The sequence below is a fragment of the Ralstonia sp. 1138 genome (genome assembly GCF_040544795.1).
Classification (GTDB): Bacteria; Pseudomonadota; Gammaproteobacteria; order Burkholderiales; family Burkholderiaceae; genus Ralstonia; species Ralstonia flatus.
This window is the reverse complement of sequence record NZ_JBEPKQ010000001.1, coordinates 441234-466559: the sequence shown is the minus strand read 5'-3', so window position 1 is coordinate 466559 and position 25326 is coordinate 441234. Positions and strand designations below refer to the sequence as shown.

Here is a 25326-nt window from a genome sequence, read left to right as displayed (position 1 = left end):
CCCGAGAGAAGAGGAGAACGCCATGCAAGCATCCCGTTGGACGCCCATCTGTGCCGTGGACGACATCGTTCCCAACACCGGCGTCTGCGCGCTGGTGGACGGTGACCAAGTTGCCGTGTTCCGTGTGGCCGGCAACACGTCGCAAGGCGTGTACGCCATCGGCAACTACGATCCGAATTCCCATGCTGCCGTGCTCTCGCGCGGGCTCATCGGCAATCTCGGCGAGCGCATTGTCGTGGCCTCGCCGATCTACAAGCAGCATTTCGACCTGACCACCGGCGAGTGCTTGGAAGCGCCGGCCAACTCCGTGCACGCGTACGCGACCAAGGTCGAGAACGGCACCATCTGGGTGGGAGTGTGAGCATGACGTCGGCGCGCCCCAAGCTGGTCGTGATTGGCAACGGCATGGCCGGCATGCGCACGGTCGAAGAGTTGCTCAAGCTCGCGCCGGACCTGTACGACATCACCGTGTTTGGCGAAGAGCCGCACGGCAACTACAACCGCATCCTGCTCTCGCCTGTGCTCGCCGGCGAAAAGCAGGTTGACGACATCATGCTCAACACGCGTGAGTGGTACGCGCAGAACCACATCACGCTGCATGCGGGCGATCCGGTCGTCGCCATCGACCGCCCGCGCCGCACGCTGCGCTCGCGAGACGGCGTGGAGATGCGCTACGACCGCCTGCTGATCGCCACCGGCTCGCGGCCGTTCATCCTGCCGGTGCCGGGGCATCTGCTGCCGGGCGTGATCGCCTTCCGCGACATCCAGGATGTAGAGACGATGCTGGAGGCGGCGCGCAACCATCGGCATGCCGTCGTCATCGGCGGCGGCCTGCTCGGGCTCGAAGCCGCCAATGGTCTGATGCGGCAAGGCATGGACGTGACGGTCGTGCACCTGCCCGACACGCTGATGGAGCGTCAGCTGGACAAGCCCGCCGCACAACTGCTGCAGAAGGCGCTGGAAGCCAAGGGCCTGCGCTTCCTGCTGGGTGCGCACACGGCGGAGCTGCTGGGCACCGACCGCGTGACCGCCGTGCGCTTCAAGGATGGCACCGAGATCCCCGCGGATCTCGTCGTCATGACGGCCGGCGTACGCCCGAACATCGAGCTTGCCAAGGCCGCCGGCCTGCATTGCGAACGCGCCATCATCGTCGACGATACGCTGCAGACCTACGATCCGCGCATCTACGCCGTGGGCGAATGCGTACAGCACCGCAGCGCAACGTTCGGGCTCGTCGCGCCCATCTGGGACCAGGCCCGCGTGTGCGCCGCGCACCTGGCCGGCGCAGGACACCGCCGCTATGTCCAGCAGGCGACGGCCACCAAGTTGAAGGTCACCGGCGTGGACTTGTATTCGGCAGGCGATTTCATCGGCGGCGACGGCACCGAAGACATCGTGCTGCGCGACCCACGCCGCGGCGTCTACAAGCGCCTGGTGCTGAAGGAAGACCGTATCGTCGGCGCAGTCCTGTACGGCGATGTAGCCGACGGCCCGTGGTACTTCGACCTGATCCAACGCGAGGTGCCCATCACGTCGATCCGCCAGCGCCTGTTGTTTGGCCGCGCGCTCTGCGAAGCCGAAGCTGCGTAATGAGCACCGGCAAGACGCGAAACCGACGACACCCTGTGCATGCCGTCGGTGTGGCCTTTGACTTATCTGCCCTAGAGGGCGCCTTGAATTTATGTAAGCGGGCGGAAAAAGGAAGGAGGCTTGTTTGAGCGAAGCGAGTTTGCTTCCTTCCCCGCCCGGTTACAGAAATTCAAGGGGAAGGCGCCATCTCGGGCGCGCCTTTCTTTGCTGACTTTCTTTGGCAAGACAAAGAAAGTAAGTCGCCCCCGGCAGGGGGTGAAACAAGGGATGCACGACAAACGCACAGCAATACGGAAATGACGATGACCACCATCCCCATCCACCCAGCAACGAACGCCGTGCGCACCACCTGCCCCTACTGCGGCGTCGGCTGCGGCGTGCTAGCGACCCCGCAGGCGGATGGCAGCGTCAGCATTCAAGGCGATCCGACCCACCCCGCCAACGCAGGGCGCCTGTGCGTGAAGGGCGCCGCGCTGGGGGAAACCGTCAGCCTCGAAGGCCGCCTCCTGTATCCCGCCATCCGCGAACGTTCGCATGACCTCGACGCCTCCATTGCCCCGCTGCAGCGCGTGACATGGGATACCGCCCTAGACACCGTCGCCCAGGGTTTCCGCCGCATCATCGACGAACACGGCCCCGATGCGGTCGCGCTCTACGTCTCCGGCCAGTTGCTGACCGAGGATTACTACGTCGCCAACAAACTGATGAAGGGCTTTATCGGCACCGCCAACATCGATACGAACTCTCGGCTATGCATGTCGTCGGCCGTGGCGGGCCACAAGCGCGCGTTTGGCGAAGACCTCGTGCCCGTCTGCTATGACGATCTGGAAATGGCGGACCTCATCGTGCTGGTCGGCTCCAACACGGCGTGGTGCCACCCGATCCTGTTCCAGCGCATCGTGCGTGCCAAGGAAGCACGGCCCGAGATGAAAGTGGTGGTGGTCGACCCGCGTCACACGGCCACGTGCGAGCTGGCCGATCTGCATCTGCCCATCAAGCCCGGCACCGATGTGCGGCTGTTCAACGGCCTGCTGTCGTTCCTCTCGCGGCGCGGCGTAGTGGACAGGAACTTCGTCACGCTGCATACCAACGGCCCGGACGCAGCACTGGAAGCCGCCGGCACCGAGAGCGAGGACGTTGAGGCGGTCGCCAAGGCCTGCAAGCTCAAACTCGACGATCTGCTGACCTTCTACAGCTGGTTTGCCGACACCGAGCGCACCATCACCGCGTTCTCGATGGGCGTCAATCAGTCGACGGCGGGCACGGACAAGGTCAACAGCATCATCAACTGCCACTTGCTCACGGGCCGTATCGGCCGCGCGGGCATGGGGCCGTTTTCGATTACCGGCCAGCCGAATGCCATGGGCGGCCGCGAGGTGGGCGGGCTGGCGAACATGCTGGCCGCGCACATGGAGCTGAACGAGCCGTCGCATCGCGATCTCGTGCAGACGTTCTGGGGCGCGCCGCGCATGGCCGACAAGGCGGGCCTCAAGGCGGTCGACCTGTTCAACGCCATCGAAGACGGGCGCGTCAAGGCCGTGTGGATCATCGGCACCAACCCCGTGGTCAGCCTGCCGGATGCGGACCAGGCGCGCCGTGCGCTCGCCAAGTGCGAACTCGTCGTCGCTTCCGACATCGTCGAAGCCACCGACACGACCCTGCTGGCCGACATCCTGCTGCCGGCGCTCGGCTGGGGCGAAAAAGACGGCACGGTGACGAACTCCGAGCGCCGCATCTCGCGTCAGCGCGCCTTCCTGCCCGCACCCGGCGAGGCACGCGCCGACTGGGACATCCTTGCCGACGTCGCCCGCCGCATGGGCTACGACGGCTTCGACTTCAAGCGCGTGCGCGATGTGTTCGACGAACACGCGCGTCTGTCCGCCTATGCCAACGGCGCGAGCGGCATTCGCCGCGCCTTCCACCTCGGCGGCCTGGCGGGGCTCGATGCCGATGCATACGACAGCATGTCGCCGGTGCAGTGGCCCATCACAGCGTTGGGCCACAGCGAAGCGCGCCTCTTCAGCGATGGCCGCTTCGCCCACGCCGATGGCCGCGCGCGCTTCGTGCCGACGCCGGCCCGCGCGCCCGCGCATGCGGCCGACAGCGAATATCCGCTCATCCTCAACACGGGCCGCGTGCGCGACCAATGGCACACCATGACGCGCACCGGCCGCGCGCCCAAGCTGGCGGATCATGTGCCCGAACCGTTCGTCGATCTGCACCCGCACGATGCGCTGCTGGCCGGCGTGCGCGAGGGCGGCTTGGCGCGCGTGTCCTCGCGCTGGGGCAGCGTGGTGGCGCGTGTGCGCATGACGGGTGGCATCGCGCGCGGCAGCGTGTTCGTGCCGATCCACTGGAACGGCCAGTTTGCTTCCGATGCGCGCGTGGGGGCCGTCGTCAACCCGGTAGTCGACCCCGTGTCCGGCGAGCCCGAGTTCAAGCACACGCCGGTGATGGTCGAGCCGTTCGATGTGGCATGGCACGGTTTCGTGCTGTCACGCCGCGCCCTCGACACCGACGATGCAACGTGGTGGACGCGCATTCAAGGCAAGCAATTCGTGCGCTATGAGCTGGCCGGTCGCCAGCAACTGGGTGCCGTACACGATTGGGCGCGCGCGCTGCTCGGCGTAACGGATCCGCACGCCGACTGGCTCGAATACGAAGACGCCACCGCGCGTGTCTACCGCGCCGTGCACGTCGTGGACGACCGCATCGAAGCCTGCGTGTTTCTTTCACCGCGCCCGGACCTGCCGTCGCGCAACTGGCTGGCCGGCCTGTTCGCGCAAGAACGGCTGGAAGACGTCGATCGGGCGGGCGTGCTGCTCGGCCAGCCGATCGAAGCGGGCGTCGACGTCGGTCCCACCGTCTGCTCATGCTTTGGCGTGGGCCGCAACACCATCTGCGATGCCATCCGCACGCAGGGCCTGCAATCCACCGGCGAGATCACGGCCTGCCTGAAGGCGGGCGGCAATTGCGGCTCGTGCGTGCCGGAGCTGAAGCGGTTGCTGGTGGAGGCGCGCGTGCAGCAGGCGGCATGACTTTTAAGTCACGCGACGCAAAATTCCACTTTTATGCCCGGGTAATATTGACATCCAATTAAACCCGGGTAGAATGCGCTCCTGTTGAAACTTCAGCAGGAGCGTTTCTCATGGATGCCACAGCAATCCACGCGTGCACGGCGTTTGCCGGCACGCAGCGCCTGGCCGCCGGGCCCGTCCGCGACGTCGCCCGAGCCGTCAAGATCCACGTCGATGCACACCCCGAATCGCAGGTGCTGGTGTTCGACCGCACCACCGCGCAGCCCGTGGAATTCGACTTGCGCGGCACGGTGGAAGACGTGCTTGCGCGCCTCGATCCAACCGCTCCGTCTGCCACGCAACCGGCCGAGTCCGATAGTCGCCCGCGTGGTCCTGGCCGCCCCAAGCTGGGCGTGATTGCGCGCGAGGTCACCTTGCTGCCGCGCCACTGGGACTGGCTGGCCGCGCAGCCGGGCGGGGCATCGGTTACGCTGCGCAAGCTCGTGGAGGATGCGCGCCGCGCTGCCGAAGGCGCCGACCGCCGCCGGACTGCGCAAGAGGCGGCGTACCGCTTCATGTCGGCGATGGCCGGCAACGCCGCGGGCTTTGAAGAGGCCACGCGCGCCCTGTTTGCCGCAGATGCCGCGGCGTTCGAATCCCTCACACACTCCTGGCCCGCCGACGTGCGCGACTTTGCACGCGAGCTGGCGAGCCGGGCCTTCAATCCTCAACAGGAGGCTGCATGACAGCGCCTGCTGCTCGCCCGTTGTGGCGAACATTCATCGCATTCCTCGGCCCGCTGATCCTGGCCAACATCCTGCAATCGTTGTCGGGCACGCTCAACAACGTCTATGTGGGGCACATGCTGGGCGTGAAGGCACTCGCCGCGGTGTCGGCGTTCTTCCCGATCCTGTTCTTCTTCATCGCTTTCATCATCGGACTCGGCTCCGGCGCGGCGGTGCTGATCGGGCAGGCGTGGGGCGCCAAGAAGCCCGAGGCAGTCAAGACGGTGGCCGGGACAACGTTGTCCGTCGGCTTCATCGTCGGGCTGGCGGTGGCACTGCTGGGCGGCCCCTTCGCCAACGCGCTGCTGGGATGGCTCGGCACGCCGGCCGACATCCTGCAAGACGCCACGCTCTACGCCAGCGTCATGCTCTATGCCATGCCGGGCCTGTTCGTCTACCTGCTGGCCACGGCGATGATGCGCGGCGTGGGCGACACACGCACGCCGCTGCGCACGCTTGCGCTGTCGACGGCGATCGGGCTGGTGCTGACGCCGACCTTCATTCGCGGCTGGTTCGGCTTGCCGCAGCTGGGCGTGGCAAGCGGCGCCGCGGCGACCATCATCTCGTTCACGGTCGCGCTGGTGTGGCTCGCCTTCTTCCTGCGCCGTCACAACCATCCGCTCGCGCCCGATGCCGTGCTGGCGCGGCATTTGTGGGTCGATCTGGGTGTGCTCAAAACCGTGCTGAAAATCGGCGTGCCGACGGGCGTGCAGCTTGTGGTGATCTCGATCGCCGAACTGGCGCTGCTGTCCTTCGTCAACGGCTTCGGTTCCGACGCGACGGCCGCCTACGGCGCCGGTACGCAGATCATCAGCTACGTGCAGTTTCCGGCCATGTCGATCGCGATCACGGCGTCGATTCTCGGCGCGCAGGCCATCGGCTCGGGCAATACGGAGCGCCTGGACGCCATTACGCGCACGGGCTTGTGGCTGAACGTGGCCATTACCGGCGTGCTGGTGGTGATGGCGCTGCTGTTCTCGCGCGCGGTCATCGGCTGGTTCACAACCAGTGCGGAAGTGATGAGCCTTGCGCAGAGCCTGCTGCACATCTCGCTGTGGAGTTCGGTCATCTTCGGCATGGCGGGTGTCTTCTCGGGCGTGATGCGCTCAAGCGGCACGGTGATGGCCCCAACGGCAATTTCCATCCTCGCCATTGCGGCGGTGGAAGTGCCGGTGGCCTGGGTGCTGAGCCGCTATATCGGCACCGACGGCATCTGGGCTGCATACCCGGCCGCCTTCCTCGCCATGTTCGTGATGCAGGGGCTGTATTACGCCTTCGTGTGGCGCCGCCGCGCGCAGCGCTTCGGTATCCGCCGCATGGTCTGACGACACCGCCGCCAGCTGCCAAAGGGGCGGCGGGCGGCGGGCGGTGGAGCGCGTGCGGGACTTACGCCGCGTTCTCGCGCAAGACTTTCTTGTTGATCTTGCCCACGCTCGTCTTCGGGATCTCCGCCACGAAGGCGATACGGTCCAGTTCCGGCACGGCGTATTTGCTGATGCGTTTGGCGTCGGCGTGTGCCAGAAGGGAATCGCGAATGGCCTCGGCCTTCAGGCGCGCCCCGGGCTTGCCAACGACAAACGCCATCGGGCGTTCGCCCCATTTGGCGTCCCGCACGCCGATGACGGCGCTCTCCTGCACGCCCGGCACCTGGGCGATCAGGCTTTCCACTTCAATGGACGACACCCACTCGCCGCCGGTCTTGATCACGTCCTTGATGCGGTCGACGATCTGCACGAAACCATCGGGCGTCATGACGGCGATGTCCTGCGTGTGCAGGTAGCCGCCGTCCCACAGTTCTTCCGATGCTTCCGGCTTGTTGAAATAGCCCTGCGTGAGGTACGGCGTACGCAGCACGATCTCGCCCTGGTGCTTGCCGTCGTGCGGCACATCGCGCAGGTGCTCGTCGACGATGCGCAATTCGGCCAGCGGCACCGGGCGCCCCGTCGCGCAGCGCATGCGGATCTCATCGTGCCGGTCTGCGGGCTTGCGCCCCGGCGGCAGTTGCGCAAGCGCCACCACAGGGCCGGTTTCGGACATGCCATAACCGGCAAACACGTCAATGCCACGATCAAGTGCCGCTTCGCAGAGTGCCGGAGACAGTGCCGAGCCGCCGATCAGCACCTTCCATCCGGACAGGTCATGCATGCCGCCTTCCGCCGCTTGCAGCAGCATCTGGAGCAGCGTCGGCACGCAATGCGAGAAGGTCACGCGCTCCGTGTCGTGCAGCTTGAGGAGGAGGTCGGCTGCGTAACGACCCGGCAGCACGATCTTCAGGCCGAGCATGACGGCGATGTACGGCATGCCCCAGGCCAGCACGTGGAACATCGGCGTGATGGGCATGTAGACATCATCGCGGTGCAGGCGCTGGCCATCGCGCGGTGCGCACAGTGTCGTGGCAGTTGCCATGGTGTGGAGCACGATGTCGCGGTGGCTGTAGCTCACGCCTTTCGGGTCGCCGGTCGTGCCGGTCGTATAGAACGTTGCGGCGCGCGTGCGTTCATCGAAGTCGGCAAATGCGAAGTCGGGCGAGGCATGGGCGAGCAGCGCTTCATATTCGCCTGCCACCGGCAGCGTGGTGTGCGGCATGGGGGCGTTGTCGGCAAGCACCACAACGTGACGCACGCTCGTCAGCTCGGGCCAGATGTCTTCCAGCAGCGGCACGAAGTCGGCGTGCGCGAGCACGACTTCAGCCCGCGCATCGTTGAGTGTGTAGAGAATCTGCTGGGCGGAGAGCCGCACGTTCACGGTGAACAGCGTGGCGCCCATCATTGGCACACCGAAATAGCACTCAAGGTAGCGGTGGCTGTCCCAGTCCATGACGGCTACGGTCGAGCCGTGCTGAACCGTCAGGGTGCTGAGTGCCGATGCGAGCCGGCCGATGCGTTCGCGAAACGTGCGATAGCTGTAGCGCAGCGCACCGCGATACGTGATTTCCTGTTCGCCATAAAGGCATTGCGCGTTGGTCAACAAGTGCTTGACGAGCAGTGGATAGGTATACGCCGACGGTGTCGGGGTGATGAGGTTCTCATGCATGTTCTGAAGGGCCTTGTTCTGTATGCAGGTTCAAGTGGGCGTAGCGATTCAGGCAGCGTCTTCCACCTGGATGACGATGTGGCCGTCGGTCTCCTGAATCGCGTAGGTCTTCAGGCACAGGCCGCCGGCGCCGGGCATGCAGCCGGTGGCGAGATCGAAGCGCAGGCCGTGCGCAGGGCACTGCAAGACGTTGCCGTCCAAGCGTCCAGAGGCCAGCGACGCGCCGTTGTGCGGGCAACTGTTGTCGACGGCACGAAGCTGGCCTTCGACGTTGAACACGACAATGCTGCGGCGGTTGACGAAGACGAGCTTGCGCTGACCGGCGCCCAGGTCGCTGGCCGACGCCACGGTGACATTGCGCGTCATGATGTGCAGTGCAGGTGCGACGGCGATAGCGCGTTTTGCATGGCGCGCACGAGCGTCGTTGCAGGATGCGCGCCGGAGATCGCCACGTCGGAGTTGAAGATGAAATGCGGCACTCCGGAAACGGTCACGCCGCGGCCGACTGGCTTGCATATGCTGGGTGGCCACGCGTCGAGCGACATCGCGGGGGAGATGCTGTTCTCGATCTCCAGCCGTTGCAGCACGTCTTCGTGACCGATGTCTGCGCCTTCCACAAAATAGGCGCTGAAGATGCGTTCGATCAGTTGGGCCGGCTGTCCGCCCGCATCGATGCGGCGGTATTTCCGAACCACGCAGTGCGCGCGCTCGGTATTGGGCAGGACGTTGATGCGTGTGAAATCGAAGTCAATGCCGGCGGCTTGCCCCGCGCGTTGCACCTGGGCACGCCGCATCGAAACGGCAGTGGGGCTGCCCAGGCGGCTGAGATAGAACGCCTGGTAAGGCAGTCCGTCCTCCGGGGTATCCGGCAGCAGCGGATAGGGGCGCCACCGCACCTTGGTTTTCACCTCCGGATGCAGCGTTGCGAACGTACGCAGTGCGCTCGCCAGATGGCGCGTACCGATCCAGCACCATGGGCAAATGAAGTCGAAGAACACATCGACAGTGAGCGTGGCGCGCCGGCCGCTCACGCCGGCAGGACTTGCCTGCCTGGGCGAGTCAAACGAGTTCATGGATCAGCGCTTCCGCCATGGGCCACGGGCCGAAGCCTGCGGCGGGATTCAGATGTTCCACCTCTCCGAGATCGACCAGGCGGCTGCCCCAGTCTGCGGCCATGCCGGCCACGCGTTCGAACGAGGCCAGCGGATCGTTCCGGCTGGCCGCAACGATGCTTGGAAACGGCAGCGGATTGCGCGGGCATGGCAGCCAGCCGTTCTCCTGAAGTACTTCGCGCGTGGGGTAGCCAGAAGGCAGCGGCGTGTCGAGATCGGCCGGCGTGGCCAGCAGGGCGCCGTGGATCTTGCGCGTGTGCCGCCGCGCCCAATGCACGGTGATCATCACGCCGGCGCTATGCGCGACCAGAATCACCGGCCCATCGATGGCGTTGATGGCCTTGTCCAAGGCGGCGACCCGTGCCGCGCAGCTCAACTTGTCGACCTCCAGCGGCGGGACCGACACAGCCTTGTGGCCTGCCGCCCGGAGCTTGGCTTCGAGCAATGTCTGCCAGTGTTCGGCCACGTGGTCGCGCAGGCCAGGCACGAAAAGGAGGGTGGAAGGGGTGTTGGACAACGTCATGATGAAGCGCCATGCAGAAAAAACGAGGAGGTCGCCCTCCTCGAATGCCGACCGGGGAGAGGGCGGAGCCCGCCTCCCGAGGTTTGGCCGCTCAGAACTTGTGGCGGATACCGACAGCCGCGCCGAGCATGCTGGTCTTGCCGGCACCCAGGCCGTAGCCGGTGGCGTTGAGGTCTACCGTGGACTGGTCGAGCGCCAGGCCAGCGTTGCGCGCATATGCCGTCGTCAGATACAGGTCGGTGCGCTTCGAAAGCGTGTAGTCGGCAATGAATGCGACCTGCCACGGGTTGGCCTGTGTCGACGGTGCGCTGTTGATGGTTTTGATCTTCTGATACGAGTATTCGAGCGAGAGCATCACGGCGTTCGTCGCCTGATAGTTGGCGCCGGCCCAGAAGTAGTCGTCGCGCAGTGCCACGCTGCCGTTGGCGTTCTTGTTCTGGCCCCAGCGGTAACCGCCCATGACCTTGAGCGTATCGCCCAGCAGATAGCTGCCTGCCAGCGCTGCCTTGCGCACCGTGCCGGAGCTGAACGCGCCGCCACCCAGGGGGGTGCTCGGGTTGTACTCGTCATACGCGAGCGTGGCGCCCAGCGGCCCGGCCGAATAGGCCATCCCTGCGCCATAGCCGCTGTCGCGTCGCGCCTGGCCCGGCACTTCGCCGTTGCCGCCGCCCGTTGGGTTGGCGCTCGGGGCGCCGGTGCCGAACGACCAATGGGCCTGCGCAGTCACCGGGCCGAAGTTGCCGGTGTACATGGCCGTGTTGTCGGAGCGGAAATTCACGCCGGTCTGCACGGCCGCCGGTTCGTACTGCGTGGAATACGCCATCGGCTCGAAGTTGGCCAGCAGCTGGAACAGCGTCGTGTACTGGCGGCCGAAGGTGAACTGCCCGATCGAACTGCTCTTGAGGCCAACGTAGGCCTGACGCCCGAACAACCGGCCGCCTTGCTGCGATTGGCCCGTGTCGCTGGCAAAGCCGCTTTCGAGCACGAACAGCGCGCTCAGGCCGCCGCCCAGATCCTCCACGCCGCGCAGGCCCCACCGCGAGCCGGACAGCCCGCCGCTTTGCATGGAAACGCGATTGCCTGAGCTGCCCGGCGTGGCGCCCGGCAGGTTCGTCGCATATTCGATGTTGGTGTCGATAACGCCGTACAGCGTGACGCCGGATTGCGCGCAGGCTGCGCCGGCACAGGCCAGCAGCGCCGCGGGGGCGATGTGCTTCGTCTTCATGTTGCAGGGTCTCCTCTTGGTGTTGTCGCCGACGGGTCCGATGTGTCCCGACGGTCGTTAGAACGGCTTCCCGCCGATGATGCCGGCACGCTCCATCTTGCGATGGCACGGCGCGTAATCCATGACGGCGTAATGCTGCGTGGCGGAGTTGTCCCAGATCGCCACGCTGTTCGGTTTCCAGCGCCAGCGCACCTGGTATTCAGGAATGTAGGCCTGGCTGATGAGGTAGCGCAGCAGCTCCGACGCGCCGCCGGTGGCGTCCTGTCCGAAGCGCACGCGCGCGGGTGTGTGGTAGTTCGTGAAGTGCGTCGTGAAGCCGTTCACGTACAGCACCTTTTCGTCGGTCTCGGGGTGCGTGCGCACCACGGGGTGTTCCGGATCGGGATATTGCGCCTTGAGCGCGAGGCGCTTTTCGATCGGCATGACCGCGCCAAAGCTGGCCTCGATGCTGTGGCGCGCACGCAAGCCGGCGATGTCGCGCTTGACGTCTTCAGGCAGGTTTTCGTAGGCCAGCACCATGTTGGCCCACATGGTGTCGCCGCCAACGGGCGGACATTCCACGCAGCGCAGCACAGCGCCGAACTGCGGCGCCTCGCGCCAGGTGGTGTCGGCGTGCCAGCAGTTTTCGTAGCGGTCGTTCGGGTGATCGGGCGTCTTGTAGATGCGCACGAGGCCCGGGTGTTCGGGGTCGCTGCCGGCCACGGGGTGGTCTTCCAGATCGCCGAAGCGGCGGGCAAATGCGACGTGCTGCGCGCGGCTCAGGTCCTGGTCGCGCAGGAAGATCACGCGGTGCTTGAGCAGCGCGGCGCGGATCTCGCTGAACAGGCCGTCGTCTTCGATGGCGTCGCGCAATTGCACGCCGGTTAGCTCGGCACCCAGGGCGTTGGTCAGTTGTTCAATGCGCATGACGGCCCCTCAGATGACGAAGACGGACGACCCCGTCGTCTTGCGCGATTCCAGATCGCGGTGCGCCTGCACGGCGTCTTCCAACGCATAGCGCTGGTGGATTTCGATCTTGATGCGACCGGCGGCTACATGGTCGAACAACTCGCCGGCAAGCTCGGCTTTCTCGGCCGGATCGGCGATGTAATCGGCCAGGGCCGGACGCGTCAGGTAAAGCGATCCCTTCATCGCCAGCAGCTGTGGGTTGAACGGCGGGATCGGGCCCGACGCCGTGCCGACGCACACCATCAGGCCGCGTCGCTTGAGCGAATCGAGCGAGGCATCGAAGGTGGCCTTGCCCACGCTGTCGAACACCACGTTCACCCCCACGCCATCGGTGAGTTCGCGCACGCGTTTTGCAACGTCTTCGTGCGCGTAGTTGATGACGTGGTCGCAGCCGTGCGCGCGAGCGATGTCCGCCTTGGCTTCGCTCGATACCGTGCCGATCACCGTCAGCCCGAGCAGCTTGGCCCACTGCGAGACGATGAGCCCCACGCCGCCGGCGGCCGCATGCAGCAGGACCGTGTTGCCCTTCGCAAACGGGTAGATGCGGCGCAGCAGGTAGGCCGACGTCAGGCCGCGCATGGTCATGGCGGCGGCGGTTTCGCAGGCAATGGCGGCAGGCAGCTTGATGAGCGGAGCGGCCGGAATGAGGCGTTCGGTGCTGTATGCGCCAAGCGTGTTGATGAAGCCCGTGTAGGTCACACGATCGCCCACGGCGACATTGGCGACGCCATCGCCGACGGCCTCAACAATGCCTGCCGCCTCAACGCCCATGCCGGCGGGGCGGGGTACGGGATAGAGCCCCGAGCGGAAGTAGGTGTCGGCAAAGTTCAGGCCGACGGCTTCGTGGCGCAGACGGACCTGCCCCGGGCCGGGTTGGCCGACCTCGACGCTCTCGCAGCGCAAGACCTCGGGGCCGCCGGTTTCATGAAAGCGGATTGCGGTTGCCATGGGTATCTCCTGGATTACTTTTTCGGATGTTCGGGGTGCGCGCCGCCCGCGCGGCTCGCTCAGGAGACGCGGTCAAAGCGGACAGGGGTGGGTGCCTTGAAGGCGGCGCGCGGTTAGCGGAGCAAGGCCGTCATGCGGAAGCCACGGCGGCGGGTGCGGCGGAAGGTGCCGCGTCGATCGACACGTTGGCCACGCGCTGGAGTTCAGCTTCGTAGCTGCGTGCGGCCAGCAGGAAGCAGCCTGCAGCCACCACGCCGAAGACCGGCATGACGGCCAGGGCGGTCTGCAGGCCCCATGCATCGGACATGGCGCCGCCCACAAACGGCCCGATCGCCAGGCCGAACAGGTTCTGGAACAGCGACAGCACCGCGGCGCCGGTCGAGCGCACGCCGGGGTGGACCACGTCGAATACCACGCTCGAAGCCGGCGCAACCGTGCACGTCATCAGGAAGCCGCCGAAGGCGATCATGAGGAACTGCTGGTTGGCGGGCATGGCGGTACCGAACGCCGTCATGAAGACGAGCAGCGTGACGACGGCCAGCACTGCCACCGCAATCAGCCGGTTGCGCTGGCGGCGTGCTGCCACCACATCGGCCACCACGCCCCACACGAAGGCGCCCAGCGCGCCGCATAGCACCACCAGCGCGGCTTGCATGGCGGCGCGGTCCGGCGGCGTGCCGTGGTAGCGATTCAGGTAGCTCGGCAGCCATGACCAGATGGTCGACACGACGATCAACTGGAAGGCAGCGCCCAGGCACGTCCACCAAAGCGTGCGCGAACTGGTCAGCGCGCCGGCCACGCGCTGCAGGAGCGTGCCTGCGGACTGCCGCACGTGCCCGTTGCCAGGCGCGATCGCCACCGTTTTGTAATCCGGCACGAACACATACAGCAACGCCAGCACCAGCCCCGGTACGCCCACCACGCCGAACGCCGCTTGCCAGCCCCAACGCGCTGCGATCACGCCGCCGAGCAGCACGCCCAACACCGAACCGACGGACGCCGCCGCAAAGAAGGCACCCATCAACGTGGCGCGCAGGCGTTTGGGGAACAGGCTGGCAATGAGCGCCGCGCCCACCGAGCCGTAGCCCGTCTCACCCACGCCAACAATGGCTCGCGCGGTGAAGAGCTGTGCGTAATTGCGCGTGAACATGCAAGAGATCGTTGCGAGGCTCCATACAGTGGCCATCACGACGATGCTCTTGACGCGGCTGAAGCGGTCCGCCATCAGCGCCACCGGCAATCCACCCACCGCCACCACGATCGAGATGACCGAGACGAGCGCGCCAAGCTGCTTATCGGACAGCGCCCAGGCGGTTTTCAGATGCGGAAACAGCGACACGATGACTTGCCGGTCGATGTAATCGAACAGCATCAGTGCAAAGGTCATCGCAAACGCAAACCACGCCTGGGGGCGGCTGACGAGGTAGTCGTCGTGGTCTGCGCGCGGGTCGGCGGCATGCAGATTCATGGTTGTCTCCGAGTGGCGGCGCTTGCGTTGAGCGCCGCCTGTGTTGGCCCGGTGATGCTGCGGCGTTCAGTTTAAGCCGCGCGCAGCGGCAGGTTCTTCACGTTGGGGGCACGGTTGGGAGACATGCCGTTCTTCGCCAGCGTTTCTTCCACGCTGTCATATTGCACGCCAATGCGGTAGATGGCACGGGCCTCCTTGCCGCTGGCAACCTCGCGGCCCAGTTCACGGGCCACGCGCACGCACTGCTCAATCTGCTGCACGGACGTCATGCGCTTGCCGTGCTGGTCGATGATCGTGTCTTCAATGCCGCAGCGCGGATGCAGGCCCATTGCCATGGCCATCATGTTGAAGGGCAGCACGTTCTTGAGCAGCGACTCGGCCGTCAGCGTGCAGCCATCCGGGGCGCGGTGGATGAAGTTGAAGAAGTTGAACGGATTGGGGCCGTCGAAGCCGCCGCCAATGCCGATCCACGTCAGGTTGAGCGGGCCCTTGTAGACGCCCTTGCGGACGACGCGCTCCAGCGTTTCCAGCGCGTGGATGCCGGTCAGCTGAAAGTGCGGTTGCACGCCGGCGGCCTGCAGGCGGCGCAGGTGCTCCTCCAGCCAGGCGGGGCCGGCGGGCACGGTCATCTCCGCATAGGCGGCGGCCAGCGCGGGGTTGGCCAGCGACGTGCCTTCCAGGTAGGCCGGATACAGCAGCTCCATGATGTTCATCTGCGTGGTGTTGACGGCCACGGTCACCTGGTCGGGCGCGGGCGTCAGGTCGGCCAGCATGTGGCGGGTGTCGTCGGACAGCCACTTGGCGGCTTGCCCTTCGTCTTCCGGCGCAAACGAAATCGAGCCGCCGACCTGGATGATCATGTCGGGCACCGCCGCGCGCACGCCGGCAATCAGCTCGTTGAATTTCGACAGCCGCTTGGAGCCCTTGCCGTCCAGCTCGCGCACGTGCAGGTGCAGGACCGTCGCGCCGGCGTTGTAGCAATCGACGGCCTTCTGCACCTGTTCTTCCATCGTCACCGGAATGTCTTCGGGAAAATCTTCCGGCATCCATTCCGGGCCGTACGGCGCCACGGTAATGACAACCTTGTCCTGGTTTTCGGGGTGCAGCGAATCATCGAGGAATTGCATGTGGGGGCTCCTGTAGGGGATGTCTCGGCTGGACTTCACTATAGGGAAGCGGTAGCTTTGAATTTCTCATTTGGCGCCAAGTTTTTCTCTTTACGCGCCATTCCGCGTAAACACCAACACGGCTCGGAGCGCCCTGAAATCGATGGAAACGATGGTGCGTGCCCGCTCGCTCAACGGCTACTTCCAGGTCGTGCGTCGGCTCGGTTTCAACCCGCAGGAAGCACTTCGGCAGCTTGGGCTGGACCCGGCCAAGCTGGCCGATCCGGAGCAGCCCGTGCCGGTGGTGGCGACATGCCAGTTGATGGAGATCACTGCCGCGAGTGCCCCGTGCCCGACGCTTGGCCTGCAGATGGCCGGGGCGCGCCAGGAACTGGATTTCGGTGTGCTGGGGCTGCTGCTGGCGCATAAGCGCACGCTGCGCGAGGCGCTGCAGGCCATCATCCAGTACCGCCACCTGTTGAACGACGCGCTGGCGATCTACCTGGAATCCGACGGCGACATGGTGGTGATTCGCGAAGAGGTCATCACCGAGACGCCGGTGCCGCTGCGGCAGGCCAACGAGCTGGCCGTCGGCGTGCTCGCCCGGACGTGCAGTGCGCTGCTCGGCGTGCATTGGAAGCCGCGCAGCATTCACTTCTCACATACCGCCCCCGCCGACCTCAGCCTGCACAGGCGCGTGTTCGGCTGCCCCATCGTGTTCGGCAGCGACTTCAACGGCATCGTCTGTGCGGCTGCCGATCTGGAAACGCCCAACCCCGCTGCCGATCCGGCGCTTGTGCGCTATGCCGAGAGCCTTGCGGAGCCGCTCAATGTATCGGCGCAGGAGGCGGTGGTGCAGGACGTGCGTCGCGCGATCTATCTGCTGCTGCCGTTGGAGCGTGCGTCGGTGGAGCAGGTGGCGGATCACCTTCACCTGAGCGTGCGCACGTTGCAGCGGCAGCTGGAATTGGCCGGCATGACGTTCTCTGACTTGGTGGAGGAGGTGCGGCACAACCTTGCCGTTCGCTACATGGCCAACCCCAGCTACCGGATCGGTCGGGTGGCAGCGCTGCTCGGCTATACGCGGCAGGCGTCGTTCACGCGCTGGTTCATCGCCCACTTTGGCATGACGCCGCGCGCGTGGCGCGATGCGCAGCGCGGTGATCGGGTTGGCGACGCGGCTCAGGCGGGCTCCAGCCCGGCCGACGGGTCATCCGCACGCGGCTGACGCGCCAGCCGCACCGCGGGCGATTGCAGGATGCACAGCAGCTGCAGCGCAAGGCCCGCCATCGCCACCAGCAGGCACGCCCCGACACCGGCATGTGCCGCAAGCCACGCGGCCATGGCCGCACCGACCGGCCGAGCACCATACGACATCACGTTGACTGCGGATACGCGCGCCAGCAGCGCGGGCGGCGTCACCGTCTGCCGCAGCGTGGTCGTGCTCACCACCCAAAGAATCGGCCCACAACCGAGCAGGAAGAAGCCGGCCTGAGCCAGCGCAGGCCACGGCTGCCACAGCGTGGCCGCAAGCAGCACACCGCCCGCCAGTCCGCATACGGGGCCTGTCGCCACCACATGGCCGAAACGCCAGCGCGCGAGAATCCGCGCTGCCAGCAGCGCACCAATCACCATGCCCGCGCCGTACATGCCGAGCGTCAGCCCGATCGCCTGCGCAGAGAGATTCAACCGATGCGCCGCATACGGAACGAAGATGGCCGACACCATGAAGAAGGACATGGTGAAGACGAGCTGGGTGATGAATACCGGCCGCAGCAGCGGATGCTGAAACACGAAGCGCGCGCCTTCCGCAATGTCTTGCAGCGGATGCGCTGTGCGCGGTGCCACAGGCTCCCGAGCGGTCACGCCGGCCAACATTGCCGACGCCATGGCCGACAACGCCGCCGCCAGCACGAACGCCGCCATCGCGCCGGTCCAGCCGATCAACGCACCGCCGATGGCGGGGCCGCACGCAAATGCAACGGTGCGCGCCAATTCGATGCGGCCGTTTGCGCGTGCGAGCATCGCGGCCGGCACGAGCGACGGCACCAGCGCCGGGGCTGCCACGCTGAACACCGCCGTGCCGCACACCGCCACAAAGCCGAGCACGCCCAGCGCCGTCAGGTTCAACCGCCCGGCCATCAGCAGCCCCGCCACAGCAAACAACGCCAGTGCGCGCACCGCCTCCGCGCCGGCCATCAACGCGCGCTTGGGCCAACGGTCCGCCAGCATGCCGATGGGAATGGCAAACAGTACGAACGGCAGCGTGAGCGCCACTTGCAGCCAGCTTGCCGTGCTGGCGTCGGCATGCAGGGTGAGCACCGCAACCATTGGCATGGCCGCCAGCGCAATCTGCTCGGCCGACTGGGCGGCCAGGTTGGAACCGGCGAGCCGGTTGAAGCCTGGCGGCAGGCAGTCGACAGCATGGACATGGGGATCGGACATCGCACACTCCTGAAAACGTTCGCTCAGGTTAGGGGCGGCGATGTCTGGATGCGCTCCGCTTTTTGCGGGCAAATTCGGAGCGCGGCCGTGGCTACAGGATGGGCGCGAACAGCTTGGCCACGTGCATGATTACGCGGCGCAGCGGGTGTGCGTGTTCGTATTCGTCACGGCCCACGCGGGCGGCTTCGGCAAAATCGGCTTCGAGCATCTGCGCGACGTCGTTGGCGAAGCGCGCGTCGGCGGTCATGATCATCAGCTCGAAGTTCAAGCGGAACGAGCGATTGTCGAGGTTGGCACTGCCCACGGCGGCGGCCTCGTCGTCGATCAGCACGACCTTCTGGTGCAGGAAGCCGGGCAGGTAACGGTAGATCTTCACACCGGCGCGGATCGCCTGATACGCGTACAGCGAGGACGCCAGGAAGACCATGTGGTGGTCCGGCCGCGACGGGATCAGGATGCGCACGTCCACGCCGCGCAGGACGGCCAGGCGCAGCGCGGCAAACACGGCTTCGTCCGGAATGAAGTACGGCGACGTGATCCACAGCCGCTTGCGCGCCGACTGAATGGCTTCCATGAAGAACAGCGAGCAGGTTTCCTGCTTGTCGGCCGGGCCGCTGGCGACCACCTGGCAGACCATGTCTTCTTCCGGCCGTAATTCGGGCACGATCAGCTGCGGCACTTCGCGGGCGGCCCAGTACCAGTCTTCGGCAAAGGTGAGCTGCAGGTCCATCACCGCGGCACCGACGATCTCGATATGCGTATCGCGCCACGGTGCAAGCGGTGGCTTCTCGCCCATGTATTCGTTGCCGACGTTGTGGCCGCCCACGTAGGCACGCTCGCCGTCCACCACGACGAGCTTGCGGTGGTTGCGGAAGTTGAGCTGGAAGCGGTTGACGAACCCGGCGTGGGTGGAGAACGGCTTGGCGTGCACGCCGCCTTCGACGAGCCGATGCACATAGTGGCGGGGCAGTGCGTGGCAGCCGATGCTGTCGAAGAGAAAGTACACGCGCACCCCGGCCCGCGCGCGTTCGAGCAGCAGTTCGGCGAGTCGGCGGCCGAGCGTGTCGTCGTGCACGATGAAGAACTGCACGATCAGCACCCGGCGCGCCTGTGCAATGGCCGCAAAGATGGCATCGAAGGTTTCCGCCCCGTTGACGAGCAGCCGTACGCGGTTGCGCGCCAGGCACGGTGTGCCGGTCAGGCGCGGCAAGGCCTGCATGCAGGTGTGCTGCGGCGCGACCACGCTCGATTCATGGTCGCGCAGGCGGCGCCAGTCGTCGGACAGGGTGATCTCTCGCAAGCGGGCGTTGTGGAAGCGGCGTGCATCCACGTAACCGGCAAAGGTGCTGCGCCCGAAGATCAGATAGGGGATCAGCGTGAATTCCGGCAGCGTGACCAGCGAAATGGCCCACGCGATGGCGCCCTGCGACGTGCGCACGGTCAGCACGGCATGCATGGCGGCGAGCACGCCCACGCAGTGCACAAGAAAGAGGAAGGCGGCAAATGCCGTGGTGTTGGTCAGCATCGAACGCAGCAGGAAGAGGCGCACCGTGGGCCATTTTGACACGCCCCAGGTGGCGTCGGACAAACACGGATATTGCCGTGGCTGCCAACTCGCGTAGTCTGGCGGGGCGGTCGGCCCAGGCACGCCGCATGCTGGTGTGAAGTCGACGTCCTGTCGCCACGCCGTCTCCAACACGATATCGAACATGCAACGGCACCCGAGGAATCTTTGGATCGCGTATCTGCGCGCCTGGTTTGCCTATCTGGCCATCGCACTGCTGACCGGCTGCGCCAGCCTGCCCGAGCACGTCGATCGGCCTGTCACGACGGCGCTGCCGAACGCCGAGTCGGCCACGTCGCTGGGGCGGCTGGTGCAGACGAATGCGCCGTCGGCGGACGTGTCCGGGTTCCGGCTGATCCCGTCGGGCGAAGAGGCGTACGCCACGTTGCTGACGCTGGCTGACCGCGCCGAGCGCACGCTGGACTTGCAGTACTTCATCATCGCCAGCGACAACAGTGTGCGCGAACTGATGCGCCACGTGCTGGCCGCTGCCGAGCGCGGCGTGCGCGTGCGCATGCTGGTCGACGATCTGCACAGCGACGGGCGTGATCTGGCGTTCCTCAAGTTCTCGTCGCACAAGAACATCGACGTACGCCTGTTCAACCCGTTTCCGGGCGGCCGCATGTCGAACGTCACGCGGTACCTGAGCGGCGCCGCCGAGTTCCGTCGCGTCAACCGGCGCATGCACAACAAGGCCTTCATTGCTGATAACGCGCTGGCCGTGACGGGCGGGCGCAATCTGGGCGCCGAATATTTCACGCAGAACGAGACCACGAATTTTGTCGATCTGGACGTGCTGGCGGCCGGGCCGGCGGTGCGGCAACTGTCGTCGGCGTTCGATGCGTACTGGAACAGCGAATTTGCCTATCCGGTGCAGGCGCTGGCGCCCGAGCCGAGCACGGCGCATCCGCCCGTGCAGAAAGACGGCAACTATCCCGCACCCGTGACGACGCCGAACCGGCCGGAAGGGCCGCCCCAGCATATCGACGTGCCGACCCGGCCGATCGACATGGGTTCGGGCTCCGGGTCCGGCAAGGCCTCGCCTGACAAGACAATCTCGCAGCTCGAGCAGCGCCGCAACCAGACCGATCTCGCCAGCCCTGCGCCGGAGCAGCCTCTGCCGCTCAAGCCGGCCCCCCGCGACTGGTTCCTCGCTGACCAGATCGCCCGGGGCCGGCTGCGCCTGGAGTGGGCGCCCGCGCAGGTCATCGTGGATCGTCCGGCCAAGGTGTCGGGCGACAAGGTGGAACCCGGCGGCGAGCGCCTTGCCCAGACGCTTCTGCGTCTGATCGACGAGGCCAAGCGCGAGGTGGTGCTGATCTCGCCGTATTTCGTGCCCGGCAAGGGCGGCCTCGAAGTGGCGAAGCGTTTGCAGGATCGTGGTGTGCGGCTGCGTGTGCTGACCAACTCCCTGGCGGCAACCGACGCGCCCATCGTGCATGTGGGCTATGCCAAATATCGCGGCGAGCTGGTCGACGACGGCGTTGAACTGTACGAGCTGCGACCGACGCTCGGCGATCGCCCCAAGGTAATCGGCACGTTCCGTTCGTCGCAGGCGAGCCTGCATGTGAAATCGATCGTGGTGGACCGCAGCACGCTGTTTGTCGGCTCCATGAACATCGACCCGCGCTCCATCGGGTTGAATACCGAAACGGGGCTGATCATCCGCAGCCCGGTGTTGGCGGAAGCGGTGGCCAAGCTGTTCGACGACTCGGTGCGCGACAGCGCCTATCGGGTGACCAAGGAAGACGGCCGGCTGCGCTGGACCACACGCCAAAACGGCAAGGACGTAGTGGTCGATCACGAGCCCGAAGTGGGCCTGGGCCGCCGGACGTGGATCCAGTTGCTGGCGCCGTTTACGCCGGAAGAACTGCTGTAGGGCCCCAAAAAGAAAAACGCCGCGAAGGGCGGCGTTTTGCAGCGCAGGCCAGGGGTTGCCTGGCCGTTGCTTCATTACATCTTCTGCTTGGTGTTGTCAGCAGCGTTTTCGAGCTTCTGGCCACCCGTCTGGATGTCCTTGCCCATGCCTGCCATCGTGTTGCAGCCAGCCAGAACGGCGCAGCCCAGGGCCAGCAGTGCGATCAGTTTCTTCATCTCGATCCCCTTGTGAGCCGTGCGGTATCCCGCACGATGTTCGCGTGATTGCCACCAAGGCGGTGGCGTAACCCGCATTTTAGTGCCACCCCGCGCACGTGGGGTCCGTCCCCCGCATCTTTTTTATCGCCTTGCGTATCACTTGCGGCGCATTCCGGACATTCGGGGCGCTGCCCTCTATTTCTCCTGTCCGCTGCCGTTAGCACCTTTGGGAGTGAACAGGGTGCCCGAAGAGCGGCGCTGGAAGACCGTCTCAGCGCTGCACGGCCCAACCATGCAGGGGAAAAAGACATGTGGAAGTGGATGGACACAAGCATTCGCACGCGGCTGACGTTTCTGGTCGCGGTATTTGCGGTGATGATTGCCGTGGTCGGCTTCGCGGGTATCACCACCGGCCGGGCTACCAACGACGATTTGCGCGCGGTGTACCTGGAAGACGCCAAGGGCTTGGACCTGCTGGCGAAAGACACCATCAACCTGCTGTGGGCGCGCATTCACCTGACCAATTTCGATTCGGTCTCGTCGCCGGAAGAACTCAAGAAGCTGCTGGCCGATGCGCACACCATGGTCAACTCGGCCAACGATGCCTGGGCCCAGTTCATGAAGCTGCCGATTCCGGATGCCGACCGCGCGCAGCTGCAAGCCGCCGACGCCGCCCGCACCAAGTTCGTCAAGACCGCGCTGGAGCCGGCCATTGCCGCCCTGGAGCGCAGCGACCTCACCACGTACCGTGAGCTGAACACGAACCTGGTGCCGAAGCTCTTCGTCGATTACGACACGGCGCTGGGGCCGCTGGTCGGAGCGCGCTTCAAGTACGGTCAGCAGCGCTTCGACCATTCCCAATCGCGCTATGCGATGAGCATCTGGATTTCCGGTGGCTTGCTGGCCGCCGCGCTGGTGCTGTCGATCGTGGCGCGCGGCGTGCTCAGCCGCACGGTGGTGCGCCCGCTGGAACGTGCCATTCAGGTCTTCGAGCGCATGGCCTCGGGCGATCTCGCCACGCGTGTGGAAGGCCAGACCGCCGCCGGCCGCCGCGACGAAACCGCGCGTCTCATGCATGCCGTGTCGTCCATGCAAACGAGCCTGCAGCAGATCATCGGGCAGGTGCGCACGGGCTCGGATTCGATCGCCAGCGCCACCAAGCAGATTGCCGCCGGCAATGCTGACCTCTCGCAGCGCACCGAACAGCAGGCCTCGTCTCTGGAAGAAACAGCATCGAGCATGGAGGAGCTGACCAGCATCGTGAAGCAGAACGCCGACAACGCGCGTCAGGCGAGCACGCTGGCGGTCAACGCGTCGGACATCGCCGTCAAGGGCGGGGAAGTCGTGGGCCGCGTGGTGGACACGATGGCCGGCATCAACGAAAGCAGCCGCAAGATCGCCGACATCATCGGTGTGATCGAGGGCATTGCCTTCCAGACCAACATCCTTGCGCTGAATGCGGCAGTGGAAGCCGCCCGCGCTGGCGAGCAGGGCCGCGGTTTTGCCGTTGTTGCGGGCGAGGTTCGCAGCCTCGCGCAGCGCAGCGCCACGGCCGCCAAGGAGATCAAGGAACTGATCGGCGATTCAGTGGGCCGCGTGCAGAACGGTTCGACCCTGGTGGCCGAAGCCGGTACGGTCATCGAGGAGGTGGTCGTGGCCGTGCGCCGCGTGACCGACATCATGGGCGAGATCAGTGCCGCGTCGGAAGAGCAGAGCAGCGGCATCGAGCAGGTCAACCAGGCCGTCACGCAGATGGATCAGGTGACGCAGCAGAACGCCGCGCTGGTCGAGCAGGCGGCGGCCGCTGCGGAGTCGCTGGAAGAGCAGGCCGAGGCGCTGCGCAGCGCGGTGGCGGTCTTCCGCGTCGAGCACGCATAAACCGGTCGGCACACCCAGGCGCCATCAGGCACCAGCAGCAGCGCCCTTCCGCTTTGCAGGCGGGAGGGCGTTTTCCTTTACGGCATCAGATCGCGTGCGCGCTCGGCAATCACGTCTTGTGTGTCGTCGATCCAGCGCGCCGGGAAAGGTTGCGAGAGCAAATAGCCCTGGATGACGTCGCACCGGCAGGCGCGCAATGCGTCGAGCTGCGCAGCGGTCTCCACGCGCGTAGCGGTGACGGGCACGCCCGCACCATGCGCGGCCGTCACCAGGCGTTGCAGCATGGTCTGATCGCTCGTGTTGGTCACGGCGTTGACGACGGCCTGATCGAGCTTGACCTGATCCGGGCGGAACGTTGCCAGGCAATCCAGGCTGTGCGCAGTGGCCCCAAAGTCTTCCACTGCGACGCGTGCGCCGCAGGCGTGCAGCGCCTCCACCGCCTTTTGCGCGGCGCCGTTGGCACGGTGCAGCGTATGTTCCGAAATCTCGAAGACGAGACGCGTGGTCGGCACCGCGTGGCGCGCGGCAATGTCGCGCACCACATCGCTCAATTGCGGATCAAGCAGCTGCGCAACCGACAAATTGACGGCCGCATGCACGCCCGGCTGATGCCGGCTGTTGCGCCCCGCGCGCTGCGATTCTTCGCGCAGCAGCCCGGCCAGCATTTGTGCGGCGTTATCGAGCACCCAGTGGCCCACCTGGCGGATGTCGCCGGTCTGCTCCAGGATCGGCAGAAAAGCGGCTGGTGCCACGCCGCCCAATTCCGGAGAGATCCAGCGCAGCAAGAATTCGTAGCCGACGATCCGTCCGTCGGTCAGGCTCAGTTGGGGCTGCAGGTTCAGGCTGAACTGGCGGCGCGCGAGCGCATGGCGCAGTTGTGCTGCCAGGCGAGGATGTTCGGCGATGGCGTCGTATCCGTCGCTGTGGCCTGCATCGCCCCCATCTCCCGCATCTCCCGCATCGCCAGTGCCGCTGGCCGTGCGTGGTGGCATGGCCGCCGGGGCATACAGCGCAGGGCTTTGTTCGGCACCGTGCTGCACACCGTAGAGCGCGCGGTCGGCCTGTTCAATGAGCCGCGCCGCATCGCTGGGCATGCTTTCGAACAGCGTCATGCCGATGCTGCACGAGCAGACCAGCTCGTAACCGTGCGTGATGAAGGGCCGTGTGAGCGCAGCAGAAATACGCCGGGCGAGATCGTGCACATCCTGCACTGAGGCGAAATCTGCGCAGGCAACGGCAAATGTTTCGGGGCCGATGCGCCCGACGATGGGGGCGATGCCATTGGCGGCCGGCACGCTCAGCGCTTCGAGGCGCGATGCGCATTCAACGATGACGTCTCGCGCCGCCAGCGGCCCGAGGGTGTTGGTCGCCTCGGCAAAATGGTCGAAGCCGATCAGCAGCAGCGCGCCGATTGCGTCCGCGCGTGCGGGTTGCGGCATGGCAGCCAGCAGTTGGACGAATCGCTCGCGGTCCGGCAATCCGGAGATGGGATCCAGACGCGATGGCGCGGCAGACCTTGCGCGGCTCATAAATGGGGATCGTCCTGCAAATGCCTTTAAAACGGAAATGCGTGCGCTTGATGCGCTGTCAATTGTATAGCTTTGTCAC

Annotated in this window: 21 protein-coding genes; 8 read left to right on the top strand and 13 right to left on the bottom strand. The window is 65.8% G+C overall.

The genetic code is table 11. The features are described 5' to 3' along the window. Positions 1-22 precede the first annotated feature (22 nt). From nirD to ABIC76_RS01935, 5 genes are all read left to right on the top strand, one after another. Positions 23-361, top strand: a complete 339-nt coding sequence (gene nirD, locus ABIC76_RS01955) for a nitrite reductase small subunit NirD (RefSeq protein ID WP_027679159.1) — start codon at positions 23-25, stop codon at positions 359-361. A 2-nt stretch (positions 362-363) separates the two neighbouring features. After that, complete coding sequence (locus ABIC76_RS01950) at positions 364-1590, top strand: NAD(P)/FAD-dependent oxidoreductase (RefSeq protein ID WP_102066194.1); 1227 nt, start codon at positions 364-366, stop codon at positions 1588-1590. A 296-nt stretch (positions 1591-1886) separates the two neighbouring features. Continuing rightward, positions 1887-4628, top strand: coding sequence for a molybdopterin-dependent oxidoreductase (locus tag ABIC76_RS01945; RefSeq protein ID WP_354532786.1), 2742 nt, complete (start codon positions 1887-1889; stop codon positions 4626-4628). 110 nt (positions 4629-4738) lie between these two features. Beyond that, positions 4739-5353 carry a DUF2239 family protein gene (locus ABIC76_RS01940; protein WP_354532785.1) on the top strand — a complete coding sequence of 205 codons (615 nt, stop codon included), beginning with the start codon at positions 4739-4741 and terminating at the stop codon, positions 5351-5353. Beyond that, positions 5350-6717 (top strand): MATE family efflux transporter, encoded by a 1368-nt coding sequence (locus tag ABIC76_RS01935; protein WP_354532784.1) that lies wholly within the window; start codon positions 5350-5352, stop codon positions 6715-6717. The genes ABIC76_RS01940 and ABIC76_RS01935 overlap by 4 nt, the downstream gene beginning before the upstream one ends. Before the next feature lie 61 nt (positions 6718-6778). Here the strand turns inward: ABIC76_RS01935 and ABIC76_RS01930 are convergent, their stop codons facing one another. From ABIC76_RS01930 to ABIC76_RS01890, 9 genes are all read right to left on the bottom strand, one after another. Next, positions 6779-8425: a fatty acid--CoA ligase gene (locus tag ABIC76_RS01930; RefSeq protein WP_354532783.1), complete on the bottom strand. Its 1647-nt coding sequence runs from the start codon at positions 8423-8425 to the stop codon at positions 6779-6781. Positions 8426-8473: 48 nt separating this feature from the next. Then, a complete protein-coding gene (locus ABIC76_RS01925) occupies positions 8474-8791 on the bottom strand; it encodes a Rieske (2Fe-2S) protein (RefSeq protein ID WP_354532782.1) in 318 nt (105 codons plus the stop codon). Further along, positions 8788-9498 (bottom strand): DsbA family oxidoreductase, encoded by a 711-nt coding sequence (locus ABIC76_RS01920; protein ID WP_354532781.1) that lies wholly within the window; start codon positions 9496-9498, stop codon positions 8788-8790. The genes ABIC76_RS01925 and ABIC76_RS01920 overlap by 4 nt, the downstream gene beginning before the upstream one ends. Next, positions 9485-10060: an RBBP9/YdeN family alpha/beta hydrolase gene (locus tag ABIC76_RS01915; RefSeq protein WP_354532780.1), complete on the bottom strand. Its 576-nt coding sequence runs from the start codon at positions 10058-10060 to the stop codon at positions 9485-9487. The genes ABIC76_RS01920 and ABIC76_RS01915 overlap by 14 nt, the downstream gene beginning before the upstream one ends. 91 nt (positions 10061-10151) lie before the next feature. Continuing rightward, complete coding sequence (locus tag ABIC76_RS01910; protein ID WP_354532779.1) at positions 10152-11285, bottom strand: porin; 1134 nt, start codon at positions 11283-11285, stop codon at positions 10152-10154. 57 nt (positions 11286-11342) lie between these two features. Next, complete coding sequence (locus tag ABIC76_RS01905; RefSeq protein ID WP_354532778.1) at positions 11343-12191, bottom strand: TauD/TfdA dioxygenase family protein; 849 nt, start codon at positions 12189-12191, stop codon at positions 11343-11345. 9 nt (positions 12192-12200) lie between these two features. Beyond that, on the bottom strand, positions 12201-13181 hold the full coding sequence (locus ABIC76_RS01900) for a quinone oxidoreductase family protein (protein WP_354532777.1): 981 nt from the start codon (positions 13179-13181) through the stop codon (positions 12201-12203). Positions 13182-13311: 130 nt separating this feature from the next. After that, positions 13312-14649, bottom strand: a complete 1338-nt coding sequence (locus ABIC76_RS01895; protein WP_354532776.1) for an MFS transporter — start codon at positions 14647-14649, stop codon at positions 13312-13314. A gap of 71 nt (positions 14650-14720) precedes the next feature. Beyond that, on the bottom strand, positions 14721-15776 hold the full coding sequence (locus ABIC76_RS01890) for a beta-keto acid cleavage family enzyme (protein WP_027679148.1): 1056 nt from the start codon (positions 15774-15776) through the stop codon (positions 14721-14723). A gap of 142 nt (positions 15777-15918) precedes the next feature. Here ABIC76_RS01890 and ABIC76_RS01885 point away from each other — a divergent pair, with 142 nt between their 5' ends. After that, entirely contained in the window at positions 15919-16983 is a 1065-nt protein-coding gene (locus ABIC76_RS01885; RefSeq protein WP_354532775.1) for an AraC family transcriptional regulator, read from the top strand. Here ABIC76_RS01885 and ABIC76_RS01880 read toward each other — a convergent pair. Both ABIC76_RS01880 and cls read right to left on the bottom strand, forming a co-directional pair. Next, positions 16938-18200, bottom strand: coding sequence for an MFS transporter (locus ABIC76_RS01880; protein WP_354532774.1), 1263 nt, complete (start codon positions 18198-18200; stop codon positions 16938-16940). The two genes, ABIC76_RS01885 and ABIC76_RS01880, sit on opposite strands and share 46 nt — an antisense overlap. 91 nt (positions 18201-18291) lie before the next feature. Further along, on the bottom strand, positions 18292-19725 hold the full coding sequence (gene cls, locus ABIC76_RS01875; protein WP_102066353.1) for a cardiolipin synthase: 1434 nt from the start codon (positions 19723-19725) through the stop codon (positions 18292-18294). Positions 19726-19909: 184 nt separating this feature from the next. Here cls and ABIC76_RS01870 point away from each other — a divergent pair, with 184 nt between their 5' ends. Continuing rightward, positions 19910-21643, top strand: coding sequence for a phospholipase D family protein (locus ABIC76_RS01870; protein ID WP_354532773.1), 1734 nt, complete (start codon positions 19910-19912; stop codon positions 21641-21643). 74 nt (positions 21644-21717) lie between these two features. On the opposite strand, the gene ABIC76_RS01865 is transcribed toward ABIC76_RS01870, so the two are convergent. Beyond that, a complete protein-coding gene (locus ABIC76_RS01865) occupies positions 21718-21858 on the bottom strand; it encodes an entericidin A/B family lipoprotein (protein ID WP_009240575.1) in 141 nt (46 codons plus the stop codon). A 291-nt stretch (positions 21859-22149) separates the two neighbouring features. Between ABIC76_RS01865 and ABIC76_RS01860 the strand changes: the two genes are divergently transcribed. Further along, positions 22150-23718, top strand: coding sequence for a methyl-accepting chemotaxis protein (locus tag ABIC76_RS01860; protein WP_102066208.1), 1569 nt, complete (start codon positions 22150-22152; stop codon positions 23716-23718). A 77-nt stretch (positions 23719-23795) separates the two neighbouring features. On the opposite strand, the gene ABIC76_RS01855 is transcribed toward ABIC76_RS01860, so the two are convergent. Beyond that, positions 23796-25247: an EAL domain-containing protein gene (locus ABIC76_RS01855; RefSeq protein ID WP_354532772.1), complete on the bottom strand. Its 1452-nt coding sequence runs from the start codon at positions 25245-25247 to the stop codon at positions 23796-23798. Positions 25248-25326: the final 79 nt, after the last annotated feature.